The 20,779-nt window shown below is 59.2% G+C and carries 11 protein-coding genes, 2 tRNA genes and 3 rRNA genes; 7 read left to right on the top strand and 9 right to left on the bottom strand.

Going from position 1 to position 20,779, the window contains the following annotated elements; genetic code table 11:
* The first annotated feature begins 10 nt into the window (after nt 1-10).
* The 5 genes from iclR (at nt 11) to L085_RS06010 (ending at nt 5,576) form a co-directional block, all read left to right on the top strand.
* Nucleotides 11-841 (top strand): glyoxylate bypass operon transcriptional repressor IclR, encoded by an 831-nt coding sequence (gene iclR, locus L085_RS06030; RefSeq protein ID WP_021505158.1) that lies wholly within the window; start codon nt 11-13, stop codon nt 839-841.
* Nucleotides 842-1,093: 252 nt separating this feature from the next.
* Entirely contained in the window at nt 1,094-1,633 is a 540-nt protein-coding gene (gene gntK, locus L085_RS06025) for a gluconokinase (RefSeq protein WP_015379252.1), read from the top strand.
* Nucleotides 1,630-2,967: a gluconate transporter gene (gene gntU / locus L085_RS06020; RefSeq protein WP_015379253.1), complete on the top strand. Its 1,338-nt coding sequence runs from the start codon at nt 1,630-1,632 to the stop codon at nt 2,965-2,967. The genes gntK and gntU overlap by 4 nt, the downstream gene beginning before the upstream one ends.
* A 98-nt stretch (nt 2,968-3,065) precedes the next feature.
* On the top strand, nt 3,066-4,880 hold the full coding sequence (edd, locus tag L085_RS06015) for a phosphogluconate dehydratase (protein WP_044030309.1): 1,815 nt from the start codon (nt 3,066-3,068) through the stop codon (nt 4,878-4,880).
* Nucleotides 4,881-4,934: 54 nt separating this feature from the next.
* Nucleotides 4,935-5,576 carry a bifunctional 4-hydroxy-2-oxoglutarate aldolase/2-dehydro-3-deoxy-phosphogluconate aldolase gene (locus tag L085_RS06010; protein WP_004936635.1) on the top strand — a complete coding sequence of 214 codons (642 nt, stop codon included), beginning with the start codon at nt 4,935-4,937 and terminating at the stop codon, nt 5,574-5,576.
* A gap of 1 nt (nt 5,577) precedes the next feature.
* Here L085_RS06010 and aceK read toward each other — a convergent pair whose 3' ends face one another.
* The 9 genes from aceK to L085_RS05965 all read right to left on the bottom strand — a co-directional run bounded on the left by aceK (nt 5,578) and on the right by L085_RS05965 (nt 17,173).
* The gene (gene aceK / locus L085_RS06005) at nt 5,578-7,332 is read right to left on the bottom strand and encodes a bifunctional isocitrate dehydrogenase kinase/phosphatase (RefSeq protein ID WP_033631950.1); all 1,755 of its coding nucleotides are present in this window, start codon (nt 7,330-7,332) and stop codon (nt 5,578-5,580) included.
* Between the two features lie 69 nt (nt 7,333-7,401).
* Nucleotides 7,402-8,709, bottom strand: coding sequence for an isocitrate lyase (gene aceA / locus L085_RS06000; protein WP_004936630.1), 1,308 nt, complete (start codon nt 8,707-8,709; stop codon nt 7,402-7,404).
* A gap of 41 nt (nt 8,710-8,750) precedes the next feature.
* Nucleotides 8,751-10,349 carry a malate synthase A gene (gene aceB, locus L085_RS05995; protein WP_044030307.1) on the bottom strand — a complete coding sequence of 533 codons (1,599 nt, stop codon included), beginning with the start codon at nt 10,347-10,349 and terminating at the stop codon, nt 8,751-8,753.
* Between the two features lie 374 nt (nt 10,350-10,723).
* The gene (gene metA / locus L085_RS05990; RefSeq protein ID WP_004936623.1) at nt 10,724-11,653 is read right to left on the bottom strand and encodes a homoserine O-succinyltransferase; all 930 of its coding nucleotides are present in this window, start codon (nt 11,651-11,653) and stop codon (nt 10,724-10,726) included.
* Nucleotides 11,654-12,034: 381 nt separating this feature from the next.
* Nucleotides 12,035-12,150: ribosomal RNA gene (gene rrf, locus L085_RS05985) — 5S ribosomal RNA — on the bottom strand.
* A 100-nt stretch (nt 12,151-12,250) separates the two neighbouring features.
* Nucleotides 12,251-15,158: ribosomal RNA gene (locus L085_RS05980) — 23S ribosomal RNA — on the bottom strand.
* A 207-nt stretch (nt 15,159-15,365) separates the two neighbouring features.
* Nucleotides 15,366-15,441: transfer RNA gene (locus L085_RS05975), tRNA-Ala, on the bottom strand.
* A 39-nt stretch (nt 15,442-15,480) separates the two neighbouring features.
* Nucleotides 15,481-15,557 (bottom strand) — tRNA-Ile (locus tag L085_RS05970).
* A 74-nt stretch (nt 15,558-15,631) separates the two neighbouring features.
* Nucleotides 15,632-17,173 (bottom strand): 16S ribosomal RNA (locus L085_RS05965).
* The 16S, 23S and 5S rRNA genes sit together here with 2 tRNA genes alongside, the layout of an rRNA operon.
* 638 nt (nt 17,174-17,811) lie before the next feature.
* Here L085_RS05965 and purH point away from each other — a divergent pair.
* Both purH and purD read left to right on the top strand, forming a co-directional pair.
* The gene (gene purH, locus L085_RS05960) at nt 17,812-19,401 is read left to right on the top strand and encodes a bifunctional phosphoribosylaminoimidazolecarboxamide formyltransferase/IMP cyclohydrolase (protein ID WP_144240650.1); all 1,590 of its coding nucleotides are present in this window, start codon (nt 17,812-17,814) and stop codon (nt 19,399-19,401) included.
* Nucleotides 19,402-19,449: 48 nt separating this feature from the next.
* A complete protein-coding gene (gene purD / locus L085_RS05955) occupies nt 19,450-20,733 on the top strand; it encodes a phosphoribosylamine--glycine ligase (RefSeq protein WP_044030305.1) in 1,284 nt (427 codons plus the stop codon).
* The last annotated feature ends 46 nt before the right edge of the window (nt 20,734-20,779 follow it).

The raw sequence follows: 20,779 nt of genomic DNA, 5'->3' as shown, positions 1-20,779 counted from the left end.
AATCTCACCCATGGCCACCCCTGCTCCCGCCAAGCGCGGCAAGAAGCCCCGCGCAGCAGCCCCCGCCGCCAGTGCGGCGACCGGTCAGGTACAATCGTTGACCCGTGGCCTGAAACTGTTGGAATATATTTCGGAAGCCCAGGGCAACGTGGCGCTGACCGATCTGGCCCAGCAGGCCGGCCTGCCGAACTCCACCACTCACCGCCTGCTCACCACCATGCAGCAGCAGGGATTCGTGCGCCAGGTCGGCGATCTCGGCCTGTGGACCATCGGCTCGCACGCCTTTGTGGTCGGCAGCAGCTTCCTGCAAAGCCGCAACCTGCTGGCGATGGTGCATCCGACGCTGCGCCGCCTGATGGAAGAGTCCGGCGAAACCGTCAACCTGGCGGTGCTGGATACCAGCGAGTACCAGGCGATCATCATCGATCAGGTGCAGTGCACGGCGCTGATGCGCATGTCGGCGCCGATCGGCGGCAAACTGCCGATGCACGCCTCCGGCGCCGGCAAAGCGTTCCTCGCCACCCTGCCGGACGATCAGGTGACCAAACTGCTGCATAAGAAAGGCATGCACACCTACACGCCGCATACCCTGACGCCGCACAACCTGAAAGAGGGGCTGGCGCAGATCCGCAAACAGGGCTTCTCCTTTGACGACGAAGAGCACGCGCTCGGCCTGCGCTGCGTGGCGGCCTGCATCTTCGACGAACACCGCGAAGCCTTCGCCGCCATTTCCATCTCCGGCCCGGTGTCGCGCATCACTGACGATCGCGTGATCGAGCTGGGCGCGCTGGTGATCCACGCGTCGAAAGAGATCAGCCTGGCCTACGGCGGCGTGCGCTAATCCTGTCCATCCGAGGGGCGCCGCAGCGCGCCCTTGTTCCCCCGCTCTGTTCTGTTGTCAGCATGTAACAGGCTGTCGGCATCCTGTTTAGCGCACAGGAAAAAAGCTTGAAGCCGATCACAGTTAACGATCCTCACGGCGAAAGCCCATTGCAACCGCTCAAACTTCCTTCGACAATGTTACCGATAACATGTTACCGGTAACAATCAAGCTGAACGAAGGTAACGTCACCCGGTGTTTTGGAGCCAAGCCATGACCAACAATCAAAATCGCATTTACGTCGTTATGGGCGTTTCCGGCAGCGGCAAGTCCGCCGTCGCCGCCGCCGCCGCCCGCCAACTCTCTGCCGGCTTCCTCGACGGCGACTTCCTGCACCCGCGCAGCAACATCCTGAAGATGGCCGCCGGCGAGGCGTTGAACGACGACGATCGCGCGCCGTGGCTGGCAGCGCTCAACGACGCCGCCTTCGCCATGCAGCGCACCAACAGCGTGTCGATCATCGTCTGTTCGGCGTTGAAAAAGCAGTATCGCGACCGCCTGCGCGCCGGCAACGGCAACCTGTCATTCATCTATCTGCACGGTGAGTTCCCGGTGATCGAATCCCGCCTGGCGGCGCGCAACGGCCACTTCTTCAAGCCGCAGATGCTGGTCACCCAGTTCGCCGCGCTGGAGCAACCGGGCGCCGACGAGAACGACGTGATGGCGATCGACATCAATCAGCCGCTGGACGCGGTGATCGCCGATACCGTGCGCCATATCCAGAGCTTCCTGCCGCAGGACGTGTGCGCGTGAGTACCGTAACGCTGGTCGGTACCGCAGTCGGCTCGGTTTTACTGCTGTTATTCCTGGTGATGAAGGCGCGCATGCACGCCTTCGTCGCGCTGATGCTGGTGTCCATCGCCGCCGGCATTTTCTCCGGCATGCCGCTGGAACACATCGCCGACACCATGCAAAAAGGCATGGGCGACACGCTGGGCTTCCTGGCGATCGTGGTGGCGCTCGGGGCGATGTTCGGCAAGATCCTGCATGAGGTCGGCGCGCTCGATCAAATTGCGGCGCAATTGCTGAAACGATTCGGACAAAGCAAGGCGCACTACGCGCTCGGCATCGCCGGGCTGATCTGCGCGCTGCCGCTGTTCTTCGACGTGGCGGTGGTGCTGCTGATCGGCATCGTGTTCGCCGTGGCGCGCCGCACCGACGGCAATATCGTCAAGCTGGCTATTCCGCTGTTCGCCGGCGTGGCCGCCGCCGCCTCCTTCCTGCTGCCGGGGCCGGTGCCGATGCTGCTGGCGTCGCAGATGAAGGCCGATTTCGGCTGGATGATCGCCATCGGCCTGGTAGCGGCGGTGATCGGCATGCTGATCGCCGGCCCGCTGTACGGCAGCTTTATCAGCCGTTTCGTCAACTGGCCGATGCCGCCGGAAGAGAATGAGCCGACGCTGACCAAGGGCAATCTGCCGTCGTTCGGCTTCAGCCTGGCGCTGGTGCTGTGCCCGCTGGTGCTGGTCGGCATGAAAACCATCGGCGCGCGGCTGGTCACCCCCGGCTCGCAGCTGCAGCAGTGGCTGGAGTTTATCGGCCACCCGTTCACCGCCATCCTGCTGGCCTGCCTGATCGTGATTTACGGTCTGGCGAAGCCGCGCGGCATGAGCAACGAACAGACGCTGGCCATCTGCTCCGCCGCGGTGCAGCCGGCCGGGATCATCCTGCTGATGACCGGCGCCGGCGGGGTGTTCAAGCAGATCCTGGTGGATTCCGGCGTCGGGCCGGCGCTGGGTGACGCCATGATCGGCGCCGGCCTGCCGATCGCCGTGGCCGCCTTTGCGCTCTCCGCCATGGTGCGGGTGATCCAGGGCTCGGCCACCGTCGCCTGCCTGACCACCGTCGGCCTGGTGCTGCCGGTCACCAGCCAGCTCGGGCTCAGCGGCGGGCAACTGGCCGCGCTGGCCATCTGCATCGCCGGCGGCTCCATCGTGCTGAGCCACGTCAACGACGCCGGCTTCTGGCTGTTCGGCAAATTCACCGGCGCCAACGAACTGCAAACGCTGAAAACCTGGACGGTGATGGAAACCATTCTGGGCAGCGTCGGCGGCGCCATCGGCATGATTGCATTCACGATGTTTTAAATCCTAAATCGCCCCCGGCCTTGCACACCAGGGCTGCAAATCACCCCCGGGGGCACCGCCACAGGCGGCGACTATAACAACAGCAATGTGAGGAAGGCATGATTAATCCAACCTTGTCCCGTGTCACACAGCGCATCATCGACCGTTCCCAGGCCAGCCGCGCCGCCTATCTGGCGCGTATCGAGGCGGCCCGCTCCCAAACCGTCCACCGCGCGCAGCTCGCCTGCGGCAACCTGGCCCACGGTTTCGCCGCCTGTCAGCCCGATGACAAGGCGTCGCTGAAAAACATGGTGCGCAGCGATATCGCCATCATCACCGCCTACAACGACATGCTGTCGGCCCACCAGCCGTACGAACATTACCCACAGCGGCTGAAACAGGCGCTGAAGGCGGTGGGCGCCGTGGGCCAGGTGGCCGGCGGCGTGCCGGCGATGTGCGACGGCGTGACGCAGGGGCAGGACGGCATGGAGCTGTCGCTGATGAGCCGTGACGTGATCGCCATGTCGGCCGCCGTCGGCCTGTCGCACAATATGTTCGACGGCGCGCTGTTCCTCGGCATCTGCGACAAGATCGTGCCGGGGCTGGTGATGGCCGCCCTCTCCTTCGGCCACCTGCCCGCGCTGTTCGTGCCGGCCGGCCCGATGAGCAGCGGCCTGCCGAACAAGGAAAAAGTGCGCGTGCGCCAGCTGTACGCCGAGGGCAAGGCCGACCGTTTGGCGCTGCTGGAGGCCGAGGCGGCCTCTTATCACGGCATCGGCACCTGCACCTTCTACGGCACCGCCAACACCAACCAGATGGTGATGGAAGTGATGGGTCTGCATCTGCCGGGCGCCTCCTTCGTCCATCCTGACACGCCGCTGCGCGACGCGCTGAACGACGCCGCCGCGCGCCAGGTGACCCGACTGACCGATACCGCCGGCAACTACCTGCCGATCGGCCGCCTGGTGGACGAGAAAGTGGTGGTGAACGGCATCGTCTCGCTGCTGGCGACCGGCGGCTCAACCAACCTGACCATGCATCTGGTGGCGATGGCGCGGGCGGCGGGCATCATCATTACCTGGGACGATTTCTCGGAGCTGTCGGAGGCGGTGCCGCTGCTGTGCCGTATCTATCCGAACGGCCCGGCCGACATCAACCAGTTCCAGGCCGCCGGCGGCGTGCCGCTGGTGGTGCGCGAGCTGCTGCAACACGGCCTGCTGCACGAAGACGTGCATACCGTGGCCGGTTTCGGCCTGCGCCGCTACACCCAGGAACCGTGGCTGGATAACGGCCAACTGGTGTGGCGCGAAGGCGTGGCCGGCTCGCTCGACGCCAGCGTGATCGCCAGCGTGGCCCAGCCGTTCGAACATCACGGCGGCACCAAAGTGATGGCCGGCAATCTGGGCCGCGCGGTGATGAAAACCTCGGCGGTGCCCGCTGATAACCAGATCATCGAAGCGCCGGCGGTGGTGTTCGACAGCCAGCACGATATCGTGCCGGCGTTCGAAGCCGGCAAGCTGGATCGCGATTGCGTGGTGGTGGTGCGCTTCCAGGGGCCGCAGGCCAACGGCATGCCGGAGCTGCACAAGCTGATGCCGCCGCTGGGCGTGCTGATGGATCGCGGCTTCAAAGTGGCGCTGGTGACCGACGGCCGCCTGTCCGGCGCCTCCGGCAAGGTGCCTTCCGCCATCCACATCACCCCGGAAGCCTATACCGGCGGCCTGCTGGCGAAAGTGCGCGACGGCGATCCGATCCGCGTCAACGGCCGCAGCGGCGAGCTGCAGGTGCTGGTCGACGCCGACGAACTGGCCCGGCGCACGCCATGCCAACCCGATCTGAGCGCGGAACACATCGGCTGCGGCCGCGAGCTGTTCGGCGCGCTGCGCAGCCAGCTGTCCGGCGCCGAGCAGGGCGCCTGCTGCATCAAATTTTAATCGATAGCCTGGCCGCATCGCCGCCTGGCGGCGGCCACAGAGGAGAACGTCAGCATGAACAAGTGGACAACAAGCGCCGAGCAGATCCTGACGGCGGGGCCGGTGGTGCCGGTCATCGTGATCAACAAGCTGGAACATGCGGTGCCGTTGGCGAAAGCGCTGGTCGCCGGCGGCGTGCGGGTGCTGGAGGTGACGCTGCGCACCGCCTGCGCCATGGACGCCATTCGCGCCATCGCCCAAGAGGTGCCGGAAGCGATCATCGGCGCCGGTACGGTGATCAATCCGCAGCAGCTGCGGGAAGTGACCGAAGCCGGTGCGCAGTTCGCCATCAGCCCAGGCCTGACCGACGAGCTGCTCAAAGCCGCCACCGCCGGTTCCATTCCCTTGATCCCGGGCATCAGCACCGTTTCCGAACTGATGCAGGGCATGGATTACGGCCTGCGCGAGTTTAAATTCTTCCCGGCGGAAGCCAACGGCGGCGTAAAAGCGCTGCAGGCGATCGGCGGCCCGTTCCCGCAGGTGCGCTTCTGCCCGACCGGCGGCATCTCACCGGACAACTACCGCAGCTATCTGGCGCTGAAAAGCGTGCTGTGCATCGGCGGCTCCTGGCTGGTGCCGGCGGACGCGCTCGAAAGCGGCGACTACGCGCGCATCACTGAACTGGCGCGCGCCGCCGTCGCGGGCGCCGAGGCCTGATTTACATCGCAGCGGTGGCGGCCGGCAGCGCCGCCCCGCTGCGCTGGCTGAACCGCTGCTTCTTGCGATAAGCAAATACGTCTTCCACATGCCCTTCGCGGATGCGCTGCTGCAACCCGCGCCAATACTCCGCGGTAAACAGATCGCTGTGCAGCTCTTCAAACACCTGCCGAATGCGCCGATCGCCGCACAGAAAGTGGCGGAACTCTTCCGGGAACACGTCGTTGGGCGCGATGCTGTACCACGGCTCGCTGGCCAACTCATCTTCCGGATAACGCGGCGGCGGGATATCGCGGAAGTTGACCTCAGTCATGTAGCAAATCTCGTCGTAGTCATAGAACACCACCCGCCCGTGGCGCGTCACGCCGAAGTTCTTGAACAGCATGTCGCCGGGGAAGATATTGGCGGCGGCTAACTGCTTGATCGCGTTGCCGTACTCTTCAATCGCATCGCGCATCTGCTGGTCGTTGGCCTGCTCCAGATACAGATTCAGCGGCGTCATGCGCCGTTCCATATACAGGTGCTTAATCACAATGCGATCGCCGAGATCTTCCAGTTTGCCCGGCACTTCGCGCCGCAGCTCCGCCAACAGTTCCGGGCTGAGGCGCGCCTTGTCGACGACGAAATTTTCGTACTCTTGGGTATCCGCCATACGCCCGACGCGATCGTGCTCTTTCACCAGCTGATAGCAGGCCATCACCTGCGCCTGCGTCACCTCTTTTTGCGGGGCGAATTCGTCCTTGATCACTTTAAACACCCGATCGAAGGACGGCAGGGTAAACACCAGCATCACCATGCCCTTCACCCCCGGCGCGATGATGAACTGCTCCTGCGACTGCGCCATAAAGGTCAGGTATTCGCGGTAGCATTCGGTTTTGCCGTGCTTCTGGCAGCCGATCGCCATGTACAGCTCGGCGGTGGTCTTGCCCGGCAGGATCTCGCGCAGCCACTCGACCATCGCCGCCGGCAGCGGCGCGTAGACCATGAAATAAGAACGGGCGAAGCCGAAGACGATGCTGGCCTCGGCCTTACCGGTCAGGCAGGCATCGATAAACAGCGCGCCCGACTCGCTGTGGTGGATCGGCAGCAAGAACGGATAAACGCCGTCAGCCAGGCGCAGCTTGCCGACCAGCCAGGCGGCCTTGTTGCGATAGAACAGTTCGTTGGCGATCTGAAAGGTGGCCCCCGCCAGTTGCTGCGGACTGAAGGCGCGCTGCAGCGCCTGAGTGATGTAGCGAATATCGCGCGTCAAATCTTCCCACGGCAACCGCAGCGGCAGATCGCTCAGCACGCTGCGCAGCATCGCCGGCAGATCGCCATTGGAGGTGAAATCGCGCGCCAGCGGACGCGGAATGTCGCGAAAGCGCCGTTCCGGCTGCGAACTGAACACGAACAGCTTGTCCGGCGTCAGATCGCGATGCTTGAACAGCCGGCAGTAGACCGAGTTAAAAAAGCTTTCGGCTATCTCGAAACGCGGGTAGTCCGGCAGCAGATCGATATAAACCGCTTTGACCCGGCTGGGGAAGTCGGCGTCGAAATATTTCTGCCCGGTGATGCATTTGAGCTGCTCCACCACCAGGCCGACGTGATGGTCATACAGATGGATGCGCTTTTTCATCGCCTGCTGCACCGCCGGCCAGTCCGCCTGCTCGAAGCGCTGCTGCGCGCCGGCGGTCACCTCCAAAAAGCGGCCGTACTGCGCATCGAAGCCCTGCAGGATCGTCTGTGCGATCAACAACTCCAGTTTTGCCGCCATCCTTACCCCCGCCAGAAAAAGAAGCCTGCGCATGCAGGCTCCGGGTGAAACGTCTTCAAGCTTGCCGCATCAGAACTGCTGTTCTTCCGTCGAACCGGTCAGCGCGGTGACCGAAGAGGCGCCGCCCTGAATGATGGTGGTGACCTTGTCGAAGTAGCCGGTGCCCACCTCCTGCTGGTGCGACGCAAAGGTGTAACCGCGATCCACCGCGGCGAACTCCGCCTGCTGCACCTTCTCGACGTAGTGTTTCATGCCCTCGCCCTGCGCATAGGCGTGCGCCAGGTCGAACATGTTGAACCACATGCTGTGGATGCCCGCCAGCGTGATGAACTGATACTTGTAGCCCATGTCCGACAGCGCCTGCTGGAAGCGAGCGATGGTCTGATCGTCGAGGTTCTTCTTCCAGTTGAACGACGGCGAGCAGTTGTAGGCCAGCAGCTTGCCCGGGTATTTGGCGTGAATGGCGTCGGCGAAGCGCTGAGCGGCATCCAGATCCGGCGTTGAGGTTTCGCACCACACCATATCGGCGTAAGGGGCATAGGCCAGGCCGCGGCTGATCGCCTGCTCGACGCCGGCATGGGTGCGGAAGAAGCCTTCCGCCGTACGCTCGCCGGTGACGAAGGCGCTGTCATACGGATCGCAGTCAGAGGTCAGCAGGTCGGCCGCATCGGCGTCGGTACGGGCGATCACCAGCGTCGGCACGCCGAGCACGTCGGCCGCCAGGCGCGCGGCGACCAGTTTCTGGATCGCTTCTTGCGTCGGCACCAGCACTTTGCCGCCCATATGGCCGCATTTCTTCACCGCCGCCAGCTGATCTTCGAAGTGCACCCCGGCGGCCCCGGCGGTAATCATCGCTTTCATCAGCTCGAAGGCGTTCAGCACGCCGCCGAAGCCGGCTTCCGCATCGGCGACAATCGGCAGGAAGTAATCGGTGTAGCCTTTGCTGCCCGGCTCAATCTGGTTCGCCCACTGGATCTGATCGGCGCGGCGGAAGGTGTTGTTGATGCGCTCGACCACCTTCGGCACCGAGTCCACCGGATACAACGACTGGTCAGGGTACATGGCCGCCGCGCTGTTGGCGTCGGCCGCCACCTGCCAGCCGGACAGGTAGATAGCCTCGACGCCGGCTTTAGCCTGCTGCAGCGCCTGGCCACCGGTCAGCGCGCCCAGGCAGTTCACGTAGCCTTTGCGCGCCTTGCCGTTCAGCAACGCCCACAGTTTGGCGGCGCCGTTTTGCGCCAGGGTACATTCCGGGTTGACCGAACCGCGCAGGTTGATCACGTCTTCGGCGCTGTAAGGGCGGGTGATGCCTTCCCAACGGGCCGATTTCCATTCCTGTTCCAGCTGCTGGATCTGTTGAGAGCGAGAGGTAGACATAATTTTTATCCTTTCAGTCATGTAGGGTTGATTGGGAAAGTTCAGGCCAGCAGCTCATAGCCGGGCAACGTCAGGAAATCGATTAATTCATCTTGCGTGGTGATGCGCTCCATCAGGCGCGCCGCCTCTTCGAACCGGCCGGCGTTAAAGCGCGCTTCCCCTACTTCTTCACGCACCACCAACATCTCTTCTTGCAACATCTGGCGGAACAGTGCCTTGGTGACCGGGCGCCCGTCGTTCAGGCTCTTCTCGTGGTGGATCCACTGCCAGATAGAGGTACGGGAGATCTCCGCCGTCGCGGCATCTTCCATCAACCCATAGATAGGCACGCAGCCATTGCCGGAGATCCAGGCTTCGATGTACTGCACCGCCACGCGGATATTGGCGCGCATCCCCGCTTCGGTGCGTTCGCCGTCGCATGGTTCCAACAGCTGCGCGGCGCTGATTGGCGAATCCTGCTCACGCATCACGTCCAGCTGATTCTGGCGATCGCCCAATGCCTTGCCGAACACCTCCATCACCGTGTCCGCCAGCCCCGGGTGCGCCACCCAGGTGCCATCGTGGCCATTGTTGGCCTCCAGCTCTTTATCCGCCCGCACCTTGTTCAGCACCCAGGCGTTTTTCTCAGCGTCTTTGCTCGGGATAAACGCCGCCATGCCGCCCATGGCGAAGGCGCCGCGCTTATGACAGGTTTTGATCAACAGACGTGAATAGGCGCTGAGGAAAGGTTTCTCCATGGTCACCGACTGACGATCAGGCAGCACACGATCGCCGTGGTTCTTCAGCGTTTTGATGTAGCTGAAGATGTAATCCCAGCGGCCGCAGTTCAGGCCGACGATGTGATCGCGCAGGTGATAGAGGATCTCGTCCATCTGGAACACCGCCGGCAGGGTTTCGATCAGCACGGTCGCCTTGATGGTGCCACGTGGCAGATCGAAACGATCCTCGGTAAAGCTGAAGACATCGCTCCACCAGGCCGCTTCCTCCCAGGACTGGGTTTTCGGCAGGTAGAAATACGGGCCGCTGCCCTTGGCCAACAGCTGACGATAGTTGTGGTAGAAGTACAGCGCGAAATCGAACAGGCCGCCGGGGATGGCTTCATCACGCCACAAGACGTGTTTCTCCGGCAGGTGCAAGCCGCGCACGCGAGCGATCAACACCGCCGGATTCGGTTTCAGCTGGTAGATCTTGCCGGCTTCATTGGTGTAGGAGATGGTGCCGTTAACCGCATCGTGCAGGTTGATTTGACCGTCGATGACTTTGTCCCAGCTTGGCGCCAGGGAGTCTTCGAAGTCCGCCATAAATACTTTTACGTTGGCGTTCAACGCATTGATCACCATCTTGCGTTCTACCGGCCCGGTGATCTCGACCCGGCGATCGCGCAGGTCTTGCGGGATGCCGCGGATCTGCCAGTCGTCTTCACGAATGGAATTAGTTTCCGAAATAAATCCAGGTAGCTCGCCGCGATCGATATTTTGCTGCCAGCGGGCACGCGCCGCCAGCAGCTCATTGCGCCGCGGCGTGAATTTCGCCACCAGTTCCGCCAGGAATTCAACCGCTTCATCCGTTAATACCTGGCGCTCCGCTGCGGCGAAACCCTGGGTAAACCTTAACTCCGTGCCTGCTATCTGTTGCGTCATGACCTTGCTCCTTCCCATCATTGCGCCCGAGCGACCGGCGCATTTTCATCAGAAATCACTGTGGATCAGGGCGGATGAAACGATCCTAAACTGGTCAGATCTCATCCCGATAGCTCTAAGAATACTCAACAAAAAACAAAAATCAAAAACCATTTCCATTTTATTGTTAAATATTTTATTAACACTTTATTATCAATTAGTTAGAACAAATAACATAACCAACAGGGAAGGAAACTGGTTCCAATAGAATCGCAAAGATAGGCTAACGCGTTGTTGGCCAATGGTTTTTTGGGGAAAGTGACCGGTAAAAAGGGGATCGTGCGGAGGATCAACAGCGCGGCGGCCTCGATTCAGCCGCCGGCAGGCAGAAAAGATCAGTCGAGAGTCGGATTCATATGGCGCAGATCGTAAGGCGTGATCTGGTAGACGTAATAGTTGAGCCAATTGGAAAACAGCAGGTGGCCATGGCTGCGCCAGGTGGCTTTCGGTGTCAGTGCGGGGTTGTCATCGGGGAAGTAGTTGAGCGGTACGGCAGGATCGAGGCCAGCTTCGTTGTCGCGACAATACTCCCCGGCCAGGGTCAGGGCATCATACTCAGGATGGCCGGTGACAAACGCCAGGCGCTTATCCCTGCTGGCGAACAGGTAGGCGCCGGCCTGCTCGGATTCGGCCAGAATATCCAGGTCGGTATATTGGCGAATCACCTCGGTCGGGAAATCGGCATAGCGTGAGTGCGGCGCCAGGAAGCTTTCGTCGAAGCCGCGCGTCAGCAACGCATGCTGCTGCAGCGTTTGGTGCGGATAAACGCCGGAGAGCTTCACTTCGCGCGTCATCTTGGGAATGCCGTACAGGATGTTCAACGCCGCTTGTACCGCCCAGCATACGAACAGCGTGGAGGTGACGTGGTTTTTGGCCCAGTCAATCACCCGTTCGATCTGCGGCCAATAGGCAACATCGCAGAAATCAACCAGCCCCAGCGGCGCGCCGGTGACGATCAAACCATCGAAGTTCTCATTCTGGATATCCTCGAAGTCACAATAGAAGTTATTCAGATGCTCGGCCGGCGTGTTCTTCGATTCGCGGCTGTCGATACGCAGCAGCTGGATATCAATCTGCAGCGGCGAGTTGGAAAGCAGGCGCAAAAACTGGTTTTCCGTTTCGATCTTCTTTGGCATCAGGTTGAGGATCAGCACTTTCAGCGGCCTGATTTCCTGTGTTTTTGCCCGCGAGGATGTCATCACGAAGACATTCTCACCGCGCAAGAAATTGACCGCAGGTAACTCATCAGGAACACGAATCGGCATTGCTTAACCCTCACACATCCATTTATACGTTTAGACTTCTAGATGCCCGAAGATAGCGTTTTTTTTCGTCGCTGTCGAGCATTCAGCGGAAAGGTGAAAATGTTTCATTGCGCAGCCTGCGCCGGGATATAAGCAGAGGGAGTAAAGCGGATGAAAAGCAAAAAGGCCATCCTTTCGGATGGCCTCTTGGCTTATTTGATGCTTGGCAGTGTCCTACAGTATTCGTCTCATCCTGAGACTCTCCCCTGCGGGGCCGCCGCAAGCGGCGTTAAGGCCCGTTCCCGACGGGCCTTTCGCATGCCCATGCTCGAGCAGAACACCAAATARCAKACAMWWCRWAWAGCCCCATRCWTTCGCATGAGGCTTGWWGTTTTATTTGATGCTTGGCAGTGTCCTACTCTCGCATGGGGAGACCCCACACTACCATCGGCGCTACGGCGTTTCACTTCTGAGTTCGGCATGGGGTCAGGTGGGACCACCGCGCTATTGCCGCCARGCAAATTCTKTTTYMTKCCGAACYKCTWMACYCWCKTGTCGMMATCAGAASYRRTCKCKGAACTWCSCWGAAARTCKMWCTRRRRACMYCWYCGSTGTWSYAAGGKTRMGCTCTCACSRATCATKAGTMCTGGWTAGCTCAATGCATCGCTKMACTTACACACCCAGCCTATCAACGTCTTAGTCTTAAACGTTCCTTCAGGGRCCTTAAAGGYCCAGGGAAGACTCATCTTGAGGCAAGTTTCGCGCTTAGATGCTTTCAGCGCTTATCTTTTCCGCACTTAGCTACCGGGCAATGCCATTGGCATGACAACCCGAACACCAGTGGTGCGTTCACTCCGGTCCTCTCGTACTAGGAGCAACCCCTCTCAATCTTCCAACGCCCACGGCAGATAGGGACCGAACTGTCTCACGACGTTCTAAACCCAGCTCGCGTACCACTTTAAATGGCGAACAGCCATACCCTTGGGACCTACTTCAGCCCCAGGATGTGATGAGCCGACATCGAGGTGCCAAACACCGCCGTCGATATGAACTCTTGGGCGGTATCAGCCTGTTATCCCCGGAGTACCTTTTATCCGTTGAGCGATGGCCCTTCCATTCAGAACCACCGGATCACTAAGACCTACTTTCGTACCTGCTCGAGCCGTCACTCTCGCAGTCAAGCTAGCTTATGCCTTTGCACTAACCTCACGATGTCCGACCGTGATTAGCTAACCTTCGTGCTCCTCCGTTACTCTTTGGGAGGAGACCGCCCCAGTCAAACTACCCACCAGACACTGTCCTCACCCCGGATCACGGGGCCGAGTTAGAACATCAAACATTAAAGGGTGGTATTTCAAGGATGGCTCCACGCAGACTGGCGTCCACGCTTCAAAGCCTCCCACCTATCCTACACATCAAGGCTCAATGTTCAGTGTCAAGCTATAGTAAAGGTTCACGGGGTCTTTCCGTCTTGCCGCGGGTACACTGCATCTTCACAGCGAGTTCAATTTCACTGAGTCTCGGGTGGAGACAGCCTGGCCATCATTACGCCATTCGTGCAGGTCGGAACTTACCCGACAAGGAATTTCGCTACCTTAGGACCGTTATAGTTACGGCCGCCGTTTACTGGGGCTTCGATCAAGAGCTTCGCCTTGCGGCTGACCCCATCAATTAACCTTCCAGCACCGGGCAGGCGTCACACCGTATACGTCCACTTTCGTGTTTGCACAGTGCTGTGTTTTTATTAAACAGTTGCAGCCAGCTGGTATCTTCGACTGGCTTCAGCTCCATCCGCAAGGGACTTCACCTACATGCCAGCGTGCCTTCTCCCGAAGTTACGGCACCATTTTGCCTAGTTCCTTCACCCGAGTTCTCTCAAGCGCCTTGGTATTCTCTACCTGACCACCTGTGTCGGTTTGGGGTACGATTTAATGTTACCTGGAGCTTAGAGGATTTTCCTGGAAGCAGGGCATCAACTACTTCTGCACCGTAGTGCATCGTCATCACGCCTCAGGGTTAGTATGCAACCGGATTTACCAGGTCACACCCCCTACACGCTTAAACCGGGACAACCGTCGCCCGGCCAGCCTAGCCTTCTCCGTCCCCCCTTCGCAGTAACACCAAGTACAGGAATATTAACCTGTTTCCCATCGACTACGCTTTTCAGCCTCGCCTTAGGGGTCGACTCACCCTGCCCCGATTAACGTTGGACAGGAACCCTTGGTCTTCCGGCGAGCGGGCTTTTCACCCGCTTTATCGTTACTTATGTCAGCATTCGCACTTCTGATACCTCCAGCAACCCTCACAGGCCACCTTCAACGGCTTACAGAACGCTCCCCTACCCAACAACGCTAAGCGTCGCTGCCGCAGCTTCGGTGCATGGTTTAGCCCCGTTACATCTTCCGCGCAGGCCGACTCGACCAGTGAGCTATTACGCTTTCTTTAAATGATGGCTGCTTCTAAGCCAACATCCTGGCTGTCTATGCCTTCCCACATCGTTTCCCACTTAACCATGACTTTGGGACCTTAGCTGGCGGTCTGGGTTGTTTCCCTCTTCACGACGGACGTTAGCACCCGCCGTGTGTCTCCCGTGATAACATTCTTCGGTATTCGGAGTTTGCATCGGTTTGGTAAGCCGGGATGGCCCCCTAGCCGAAACAGTGCTCTACCCCCGAAGATGAGTTCACGAGGCGCTACCTAAATAGCTTTCGGGGAGAACCAGCTATCTCCCGGTTTGATTGGCCTTTCACCCCCAGCCACAAGTCATCCGCTAATTTTTCAACATTAGTCGGTTCGGTCCTCCAGTTAGTGTTACCCAACCTTCAACCTGCCCATGGCTAGATCACCGGGTTTCGGGTCTATACCTTGCAACTAATCGCCCAGTTAAGACTCGGTTTCCCTACGGCTCCCCTATACGGTTAACCTTGCTACAAAATATAAGTCGCTGACCCATTATACAAAAGGTACGCAGTCACACCACGAAGGTGCTCCCACTGCTTGTACGTACACGGTTTCAGGTTCTATTTCACTCCCCTCGCCGGGGTTCTTTTCGCCTTTCCCTCACGGTACTGGTTCACTATCGGTCAGTCAGGAGTATTTAGCCTTGGAGGATGGTCCCCCCATATTCAGACAGGATGTCACGTGTCCCGCCCTACTCATCGAACTCACGACCTGTGCATTTTAGTGTACGGGGCTATCACCCTTTGCTGCGCGACTTTCCAGACGCTTCCACTAACACACAAGCCGATTCAGGTTCTGGGCTCTCCCCGTTCGCTCGCCGCTACTMGGGGGAATCTCGGTTGATTTCTTTTCCTCGGGGTACTTAGATGTTTCAGTTCCCCCGGTTCGCCTCATGCCACTATGTATTCATGACATGATAGTGTGTCGAAACACACTGGGTTTCCCCATTCGGGTATCGCCGGTTATAACGGTTCATATCACCTTACCGACGCTTTTCGCAGATTAGCACGCCCTTCATCGCCTCTGACTGCCTAGGCATCCACCGTGTACGCTTAGTCACTTAACCTCACAACCCGAAGATGTTTCCATCGTTCGYGCTGCAAACATTTGAGAGACTCTATGACAGGTTACTCTTTATCCCRRWACTTCTACGGAGGGATAAATTTCAGCCGTCATGTTTCAATTTTCAGCTTGTTCCAGATTGTTAAAGAGCAAAATACTTCGCAGCATACTGTCGCCAATATACTCTGAAGTATTGAAATACCGGACTATATGGTGGAGCTAAGCGGGATCGAACCGCTGACCTCCTGCGTGCAAGGCAGGCGCTCTCCCAGCTGAGCTATAGCCCCATACAGTCACGCGCAGTACCTTTTCCACTTCATGAGAAGTGGTAGGCCTGAGTGGACTTGAACCACCGACCTCACCCTTATCAGGGGTGCGCTCTAACCACCTGAGCTACAAGCCTATAAAGGTATTTCTGCTCGTTACTTTCTATCAGACAATCTGTGTGAGCACGCCACGCGAACTAATATCTTTAGGTAAGGAGGTGATCCAACCGCAGGTTCCCCTACGGTTACCTTGTTACGACTTCACCCCAGTCATGAATCACAAAGTGGTAAGCGCCCTCCCGAAGGTTAAGCTACCTACTTCTTTTGCAACCCACTCCCATGGTGTGACGGGCGGTGTGTACAAGGCCCGGGAACGTATTCACCGTAGCATTCTGATCTACGATTACTAGCGATTCCGACTTCATGGAGTCGAGTTGCAGACTCCAATCCGGACTACGACGTACTTTATGAGGTCCGCTTGCTCTCGCGAGGTCGCTTCTCTTTGTATACGCCATTGTAGCACGTGTGTAGCCCTACTCGTAAGGGCCATGATGACTTGACGTCATCCCCACCTTCCTCCAGTTTATCACTGGCAGTCTCCTTTGAGTTCCCGGCCGAACCGCTGGCAACAAAGGATAAGGGTTGCGCTCGTTGCGGGACTTAACCCAACATTTCACAACACGAGCTGACGACAGCCATGCAGCACCTGTCTCAGAGTTCCCGAAGGCACCAATCCATCTCTGGAAAGTTCTCTGGATGTCAAGAGTAGGTAAGGTTCTTCGCGTTGCATCGAATTAAACCACATGCTCCACCGCTTGTGCGGGCCCCCGTCAATTCATTTGAGTTTTAACCTTGCGGCCGTACTCCCCAGGCGGTCGATTTAACGCGTTAGCTCCGGAAGCCACGCCTCAAGGGCACAACCTCCAAATCGACATCGTTTACAGCGTGGACTACCAGGGTATCTAATCCTGTTTGCTCCCCACGCTTTCGCACCTGAGCGTCAGTCTTCGTCCAGGGGGCCGCCTTCGCCACCGGTATTCCTCCAGATCTCTACGCATTTCACCGCTACACCTGGAATTCTACCCCCCTCTACGAGACTCTAGCTTGCCAGTTTCAAATGCAGTTCCCAGGTTGAGCCCGGGGATTTCACATCTGACTTAACAAACCGCCTGCGTGCGCTTTACGCCCAGTAATTCCGATTAACGCTTGCACCCTCCGTATTACCGCGGCTGCTGGCACGGAGTTAGCCGGTGCTTCTTCTGCGAGTAACGTCAATTGATGAACGTATTAAGCTCACCACCTTCCTCCTCGCTGAAAGTGCTTTACAACCCGAAGGCCTTCTTCACACACGCGGCATGGCTGCATCAGGCTTGCGCCCATTGTGCAATATTCCCCACTGCTGCCTCCCGTAGGAGTCTGGACCGTGTCTCAGTTCCAGTGTGGCTGGTCATCCTCTCAGACCAGCTAGGGATCGTCGCCTAGGTGAGCCATTACCCCACCTACTAGCTAATCCCATCTGGGCACATCTGATGGCAAGAGGCCCGAAGGTCCCCCTCTTTGGTCTTGCGACGTTATGCGGTATTAGCTACCGTTTCCAGTAGTTATCCCCCTCCATCAGGCAGTTTCCCAGACATTACTCACCCGTCCGCCGCTCGTCACCCAGGGAGCAAGCTCCCCTGTGCTACCGCTCGACTTGCATGTGTTAAGCCTGCCGCCAGCGTTCAATCTGAGCCATGATCAAACTCTTCAATTAAAAGCTTGATTTGCTTCCACTCGAGAAGCGATGCTCAAAGATTTACTGCATGAATTTTACTTCAGTTAGTCACTCTTCAAGACTTGATATTTTTTTGCATCCGAAGATGCTGGATATCGTCTTGTGGAGTGCCCACACAGATTGTCTGATAAATTGTTAAAGAGCAGTGAGTTAGGCGCTTTCGCTTGCTAACTCGAGGTGGCGTATATTACGCTTTCCTCTTTCAGAGTCAACCCTAATTTTCAGGATTTTTTTCTCTGCGAACCCCCGGATACTCTGTGAAGTTGTTCACATGTTCCGTGTCGATGGAGGCGCATTATAGGGAGTTCCTCGCAGGCCGCAACAGGTATTTTCAGCAAAAACGATCGTTCGCTGCATTCCACAGCAAAACCCCGCCTTATACCCACTTGCGCACAGTGTTATCCACAGATGCGATTTGTACGGAAAATTTACGAGCGCCACGCAAACGTTTTCGCTACAATTCCCCGCGACGAAACGATCCCCCTTTTAATGGGGGCGTTACCTGAATATGTGCCTGACCCTCCCTTTATAAGGCAAAAAACCTTCCTTATAGAGAGAACGAGGTGGACATTCACGTAACGCTCTTTAATTGCGACTCAAAGCCAAGGGATAAAACCATGCAACAACCTCGTCCAATCCGCCGGGCCCTGCTCAGCGTGTCTGACAAAACCGGTATCGTTGAATTCGCCGAAGCGCTTTCCCAGCGCGGCGTTGAACTGCTGTCCACCGGCGGCACCGCCCGTCTGCTGGCAGACGCCGGTCTGCCCGTTACCGAAGTTTCCGACTACACCGGCTTCCCGGAAATGATGGACGGACGAGTTAAGACCCTGCACCCGAAAGTTCACGGCGGTATCCTCGGCCGCCGCGGCCGGGACGATACCGTCATGAATCAGCATGACATCCAGCCTATCGACATGGTGGTCGTCAATCTGTACCCATTCGCCCAAACCGTGGCGCGCCCGGATTGCTCGCTGGAAGACGCGGTCGAAAATATCGATATCGGCGGCCCTACCATGGTGCGCTCCGCCGCCAAGAACCATAAAGACGTCGCCATCGTGGTGAAGAGCAGCGACTACGCCGCCATCATTACCGAAATGGACAACAACGACGGTTCGCTGCGCTATGCCACCCGCTTCGATCTCGCCATCAAGGCCTTTGAACACACCGCCGCCTACGACAGCATGATCGCCAACTACTTCGGCGCGCTGGTGCCGGCGTACCACGGCGAGACCGAGCAGCCGTCCGGCCGCTTCCCGCGCACCCTGAACCTCAACTACATCAAGAAGCAGGATATGCGCTACGGTGAAAACAGCCACCAGCAGGCCGCCTTCTATATAGAGGAAGAAGTAAAGGAAGCTTCTGTCGCGACCGCCGAACAGCTGCAGGGCAAAGCGCTGTCCTATAACAACATCGCCGATACCGACGCCGCGCTGGAATGCGTGAAAGAGTTCGACGAACCGGCCTGCGTGATCGTCAAGCACGCCAACCCTTGCGGCGTGGCGATCGGCGACGACATTCTGGCCGCCTACGAGCGCGCTTACCAAACCGATCCGACCTCCGCCTTCGGCGGCATCATCGCCTTTAACCGCGAGCTGGACGCCGCCACCGCGCAGGCGATCATCAGCCGCCAGTTCGTGGAAGTGATCATCGCGCCAAACGTCACCCAGGAAGCGCGCTCCCTGCTGGCCGCCAAACAGAACGTGCGCGTGCTGGCCTGCGGCCAGTGGCAGCAACGCGTGGCGGGGCTGGACTTCAAACGCGTCAACGGCGGGCTGCTGGTGCAGGATCGCGATCTGGGCATGGTGACCGCCGGCGATCTGCGCGTGGTATCAGAGCGCCAGCCGACCGAACAGGAACTGCGTGACGCGCTGTTCTGCTGGAAAGTGGCCAAGTTCGTGAAATCCAACGCCATCGTTTATGCGCGTGACAACATGACCATCGGCATAGGTGCCGGCCAGATGAGCCGCGTTTACTCCGCCAAGATCGCCGGCATCAAAGCGGGCGACGAAGGGCTGGAAGTGAAAGGCTCCGCCATGGCCTCCGACGCCTTCTTCCCGTTCCGCGACGGCATCGACGCCGCAGCGGCGGTTGGCATCACCTGCGTGATCCAGCCGGGCGGTTCGATCCGCGACGACGAAGTGATCGCCGCCGCCAACGAACACGGCATTGCGATGATCTTCACCGACATGCGTCACTTCCGCCATTAATTCCTTTTGCCGCGTGCGCTCCGGCGCACGCCATTCGTGGAGCTTCTGATGAACATTTTGATTATCGGCAACGGCGGGCGCGAACACGCGCTGGCCTGGAAAGCCGCCCAGTCTCCGCTGGCGGATAAAATCTATGTTGCGCCGGGCAATGCCGGCACCGCGCTGGAAGCCAATCTGGAAAACGTGGCGATCGCCGCCACCGACATCCCCGCCCTGGTCGCTTTCGCCCAGAGCCATGACATCGGTCTGACCATCGTCGGGCCGGAAGCGCCGCTGGTGATTGGCGTGGTCGACGCCTTCCAGGCCGCCGGTCTGAAAATTTTCGGCCCGTCACAGGCCGCCGCACAGCTCGAAGGCTCCAAAGCCTTCACCAAGGATTTCCTGGCGCGCCACCGCATTCCGACCGCCGAATATGAAAACTTCACCGAGGTGGAGCCGGCGCTGGCCTACGTGCGCCGCAAAGGCGCGCCGATCGTCATCAAGGCCGATGGCCTGGCGGCCGGTAAAGGCGTGATCGTCGCGATGACGCTGCAGGAAGCGGAAGAGGCGGTGCGCGACATGTTGGCCGGCAACGCCTTCGGCGACGCCGGTCATCGCATCGTGGTGGAAGAGTTTCTCGACGGCGAAGAAGCCAGCTTCATCGTGATGGTCGACGGCGAGAACGTGGTGCCGATGGCTACCAGCCAGGACCACAAACGCGTCGGCGACGGTGACACCGGCCCGAACACCGGCGGCATGGGTGCCTATTCTCCGGCGCCGGTCGTGACCGACGAAATCCACCGGCGCGCCATGGATCAGGTGATCTGGCCGACGGTGCGCGGCATGGCGGCGGAAGGCAATACCTACGTCGGCTTCCTGTACGCCGGCCTGATGATCTCCGCCGACGGCCAGCCGAAGGTGATCGAATTCAACTGCCGTTTTGGCGATCCGGAAACTCAGCCGATCATGCTGCGCCTGCGCTCCGATCTGGTGGAGCTGTGTCTGGCGGGCGCCGAAGGCCGTCTGAACGAGAAGAGCTCTGATTGGGACGAACGCCCTGCCCTTGGCGTGGTGCTGGCAGCCGGCGGTTATCCGGGTGACTATCGCAACGGCGAGGTGATCCAGGGGCTACCGCAGCAGGAAAGCGCCGACGGTAAGGTCTTCCACGCCGGCACACGCTTGCAGGGCGATGACGTCGTCACCAGCGGCGGCCGCGTGCTGTGCGTGACGGCGCTGGGCGAAACCGTGGCGCAGGCGCAGCAACGCGCCTATCAGTTGGCGGAAGGCATTCAGTGGCCAGGCAGCTTCTGCCGCAAAGATATCGGTTATCGCGCGATTGCGCGCGGCAAATAATTTGACCTTTCATAATAATGACCAGAGGCTCCGCAGTGCGGGGCCT

This window comes from Serratia sp. FS14, from assembly GCF_000695995.1.
Taxonomy (GTDB): domain Bacteria; phylum Pseudomonadota; class Gammaproteobacteria; order Enterobacterales; family Enterobacteriaceae; genus Serratia; species Serratia nematodiphila.
This window is presented reverse-complemented; position numbering and strand designations above follow the sequence as displayed.

Excerpts from the sequence above, each read along its gene's own strand:
- gntK (WP_015379252.1), top strand. The coding sequence starts at position 1,094 with ATGACCAACAATCAAAATCGCATTTACGTCGTTATGGGCGTTTCCGGC.
- metA (WP_004936623.1), bottom strand. The coding sequence starts at position 11,653 with ATGCCGATTCGTGTTCCTGATGAGTTACCTGCGGTCAATTTCTTGCGC.
- purD (WP_044030305.1), top strand. The coding sequence starts at position 19,450 with ATGAACATTTTGATTATCGGCAACGGCGGGCGCGAACACGCGCTGGCC.
- edd (WP_044030309.1), top strand. The coding sequence starts at position 3,066 with ATGATTAATCCAACCTTGTCCCGTGTCACACAGCGCATCATCGACCGT.
- iclR (WP_021505158.1), top strand. The coding sequence starts at position 11 with ATGGCCACCCCTGCTCCCGCCAAGCGCGGCAAGAAGCCCCGCGCAGCA.
- aceB (WP_044030307.1), bottom strand. The coding sequence starts at position 10,349 with ATGACGCAACAGATAGCAGGCACGGAGTTAAGGTTTACCCAGGGTTTC.
- purH (WP_144240650.1), top strand. The coding sequence starts at position 17,812 with ATGCAACAACCTCGTCCAATCCGCCGGGCCCTGCTCAGCGTGTCTGAC.
- L085_RS06010 (WP_004936635.1), top strand. The coding sequence starts at position 4,935 with ATGAACAAGTGGACAACAAGCGCCGAGCAGATCCTGACGGCGGGGCCG.
- aceK (WP_033631950.1), bottom strand. The coding sequence starts at position 7,332 with ATGGCGGCAAAACTGGAGTTGTTGATCGCACAGACGATCCTGCAGGGC.
- aceA (WP_004936630.1), bottom strand. The coding sequence starts at position 8,709 with ATGTCTACCTCTCGCTCTCAACAGATCCAGCAGCTGGAACAGGAATGG.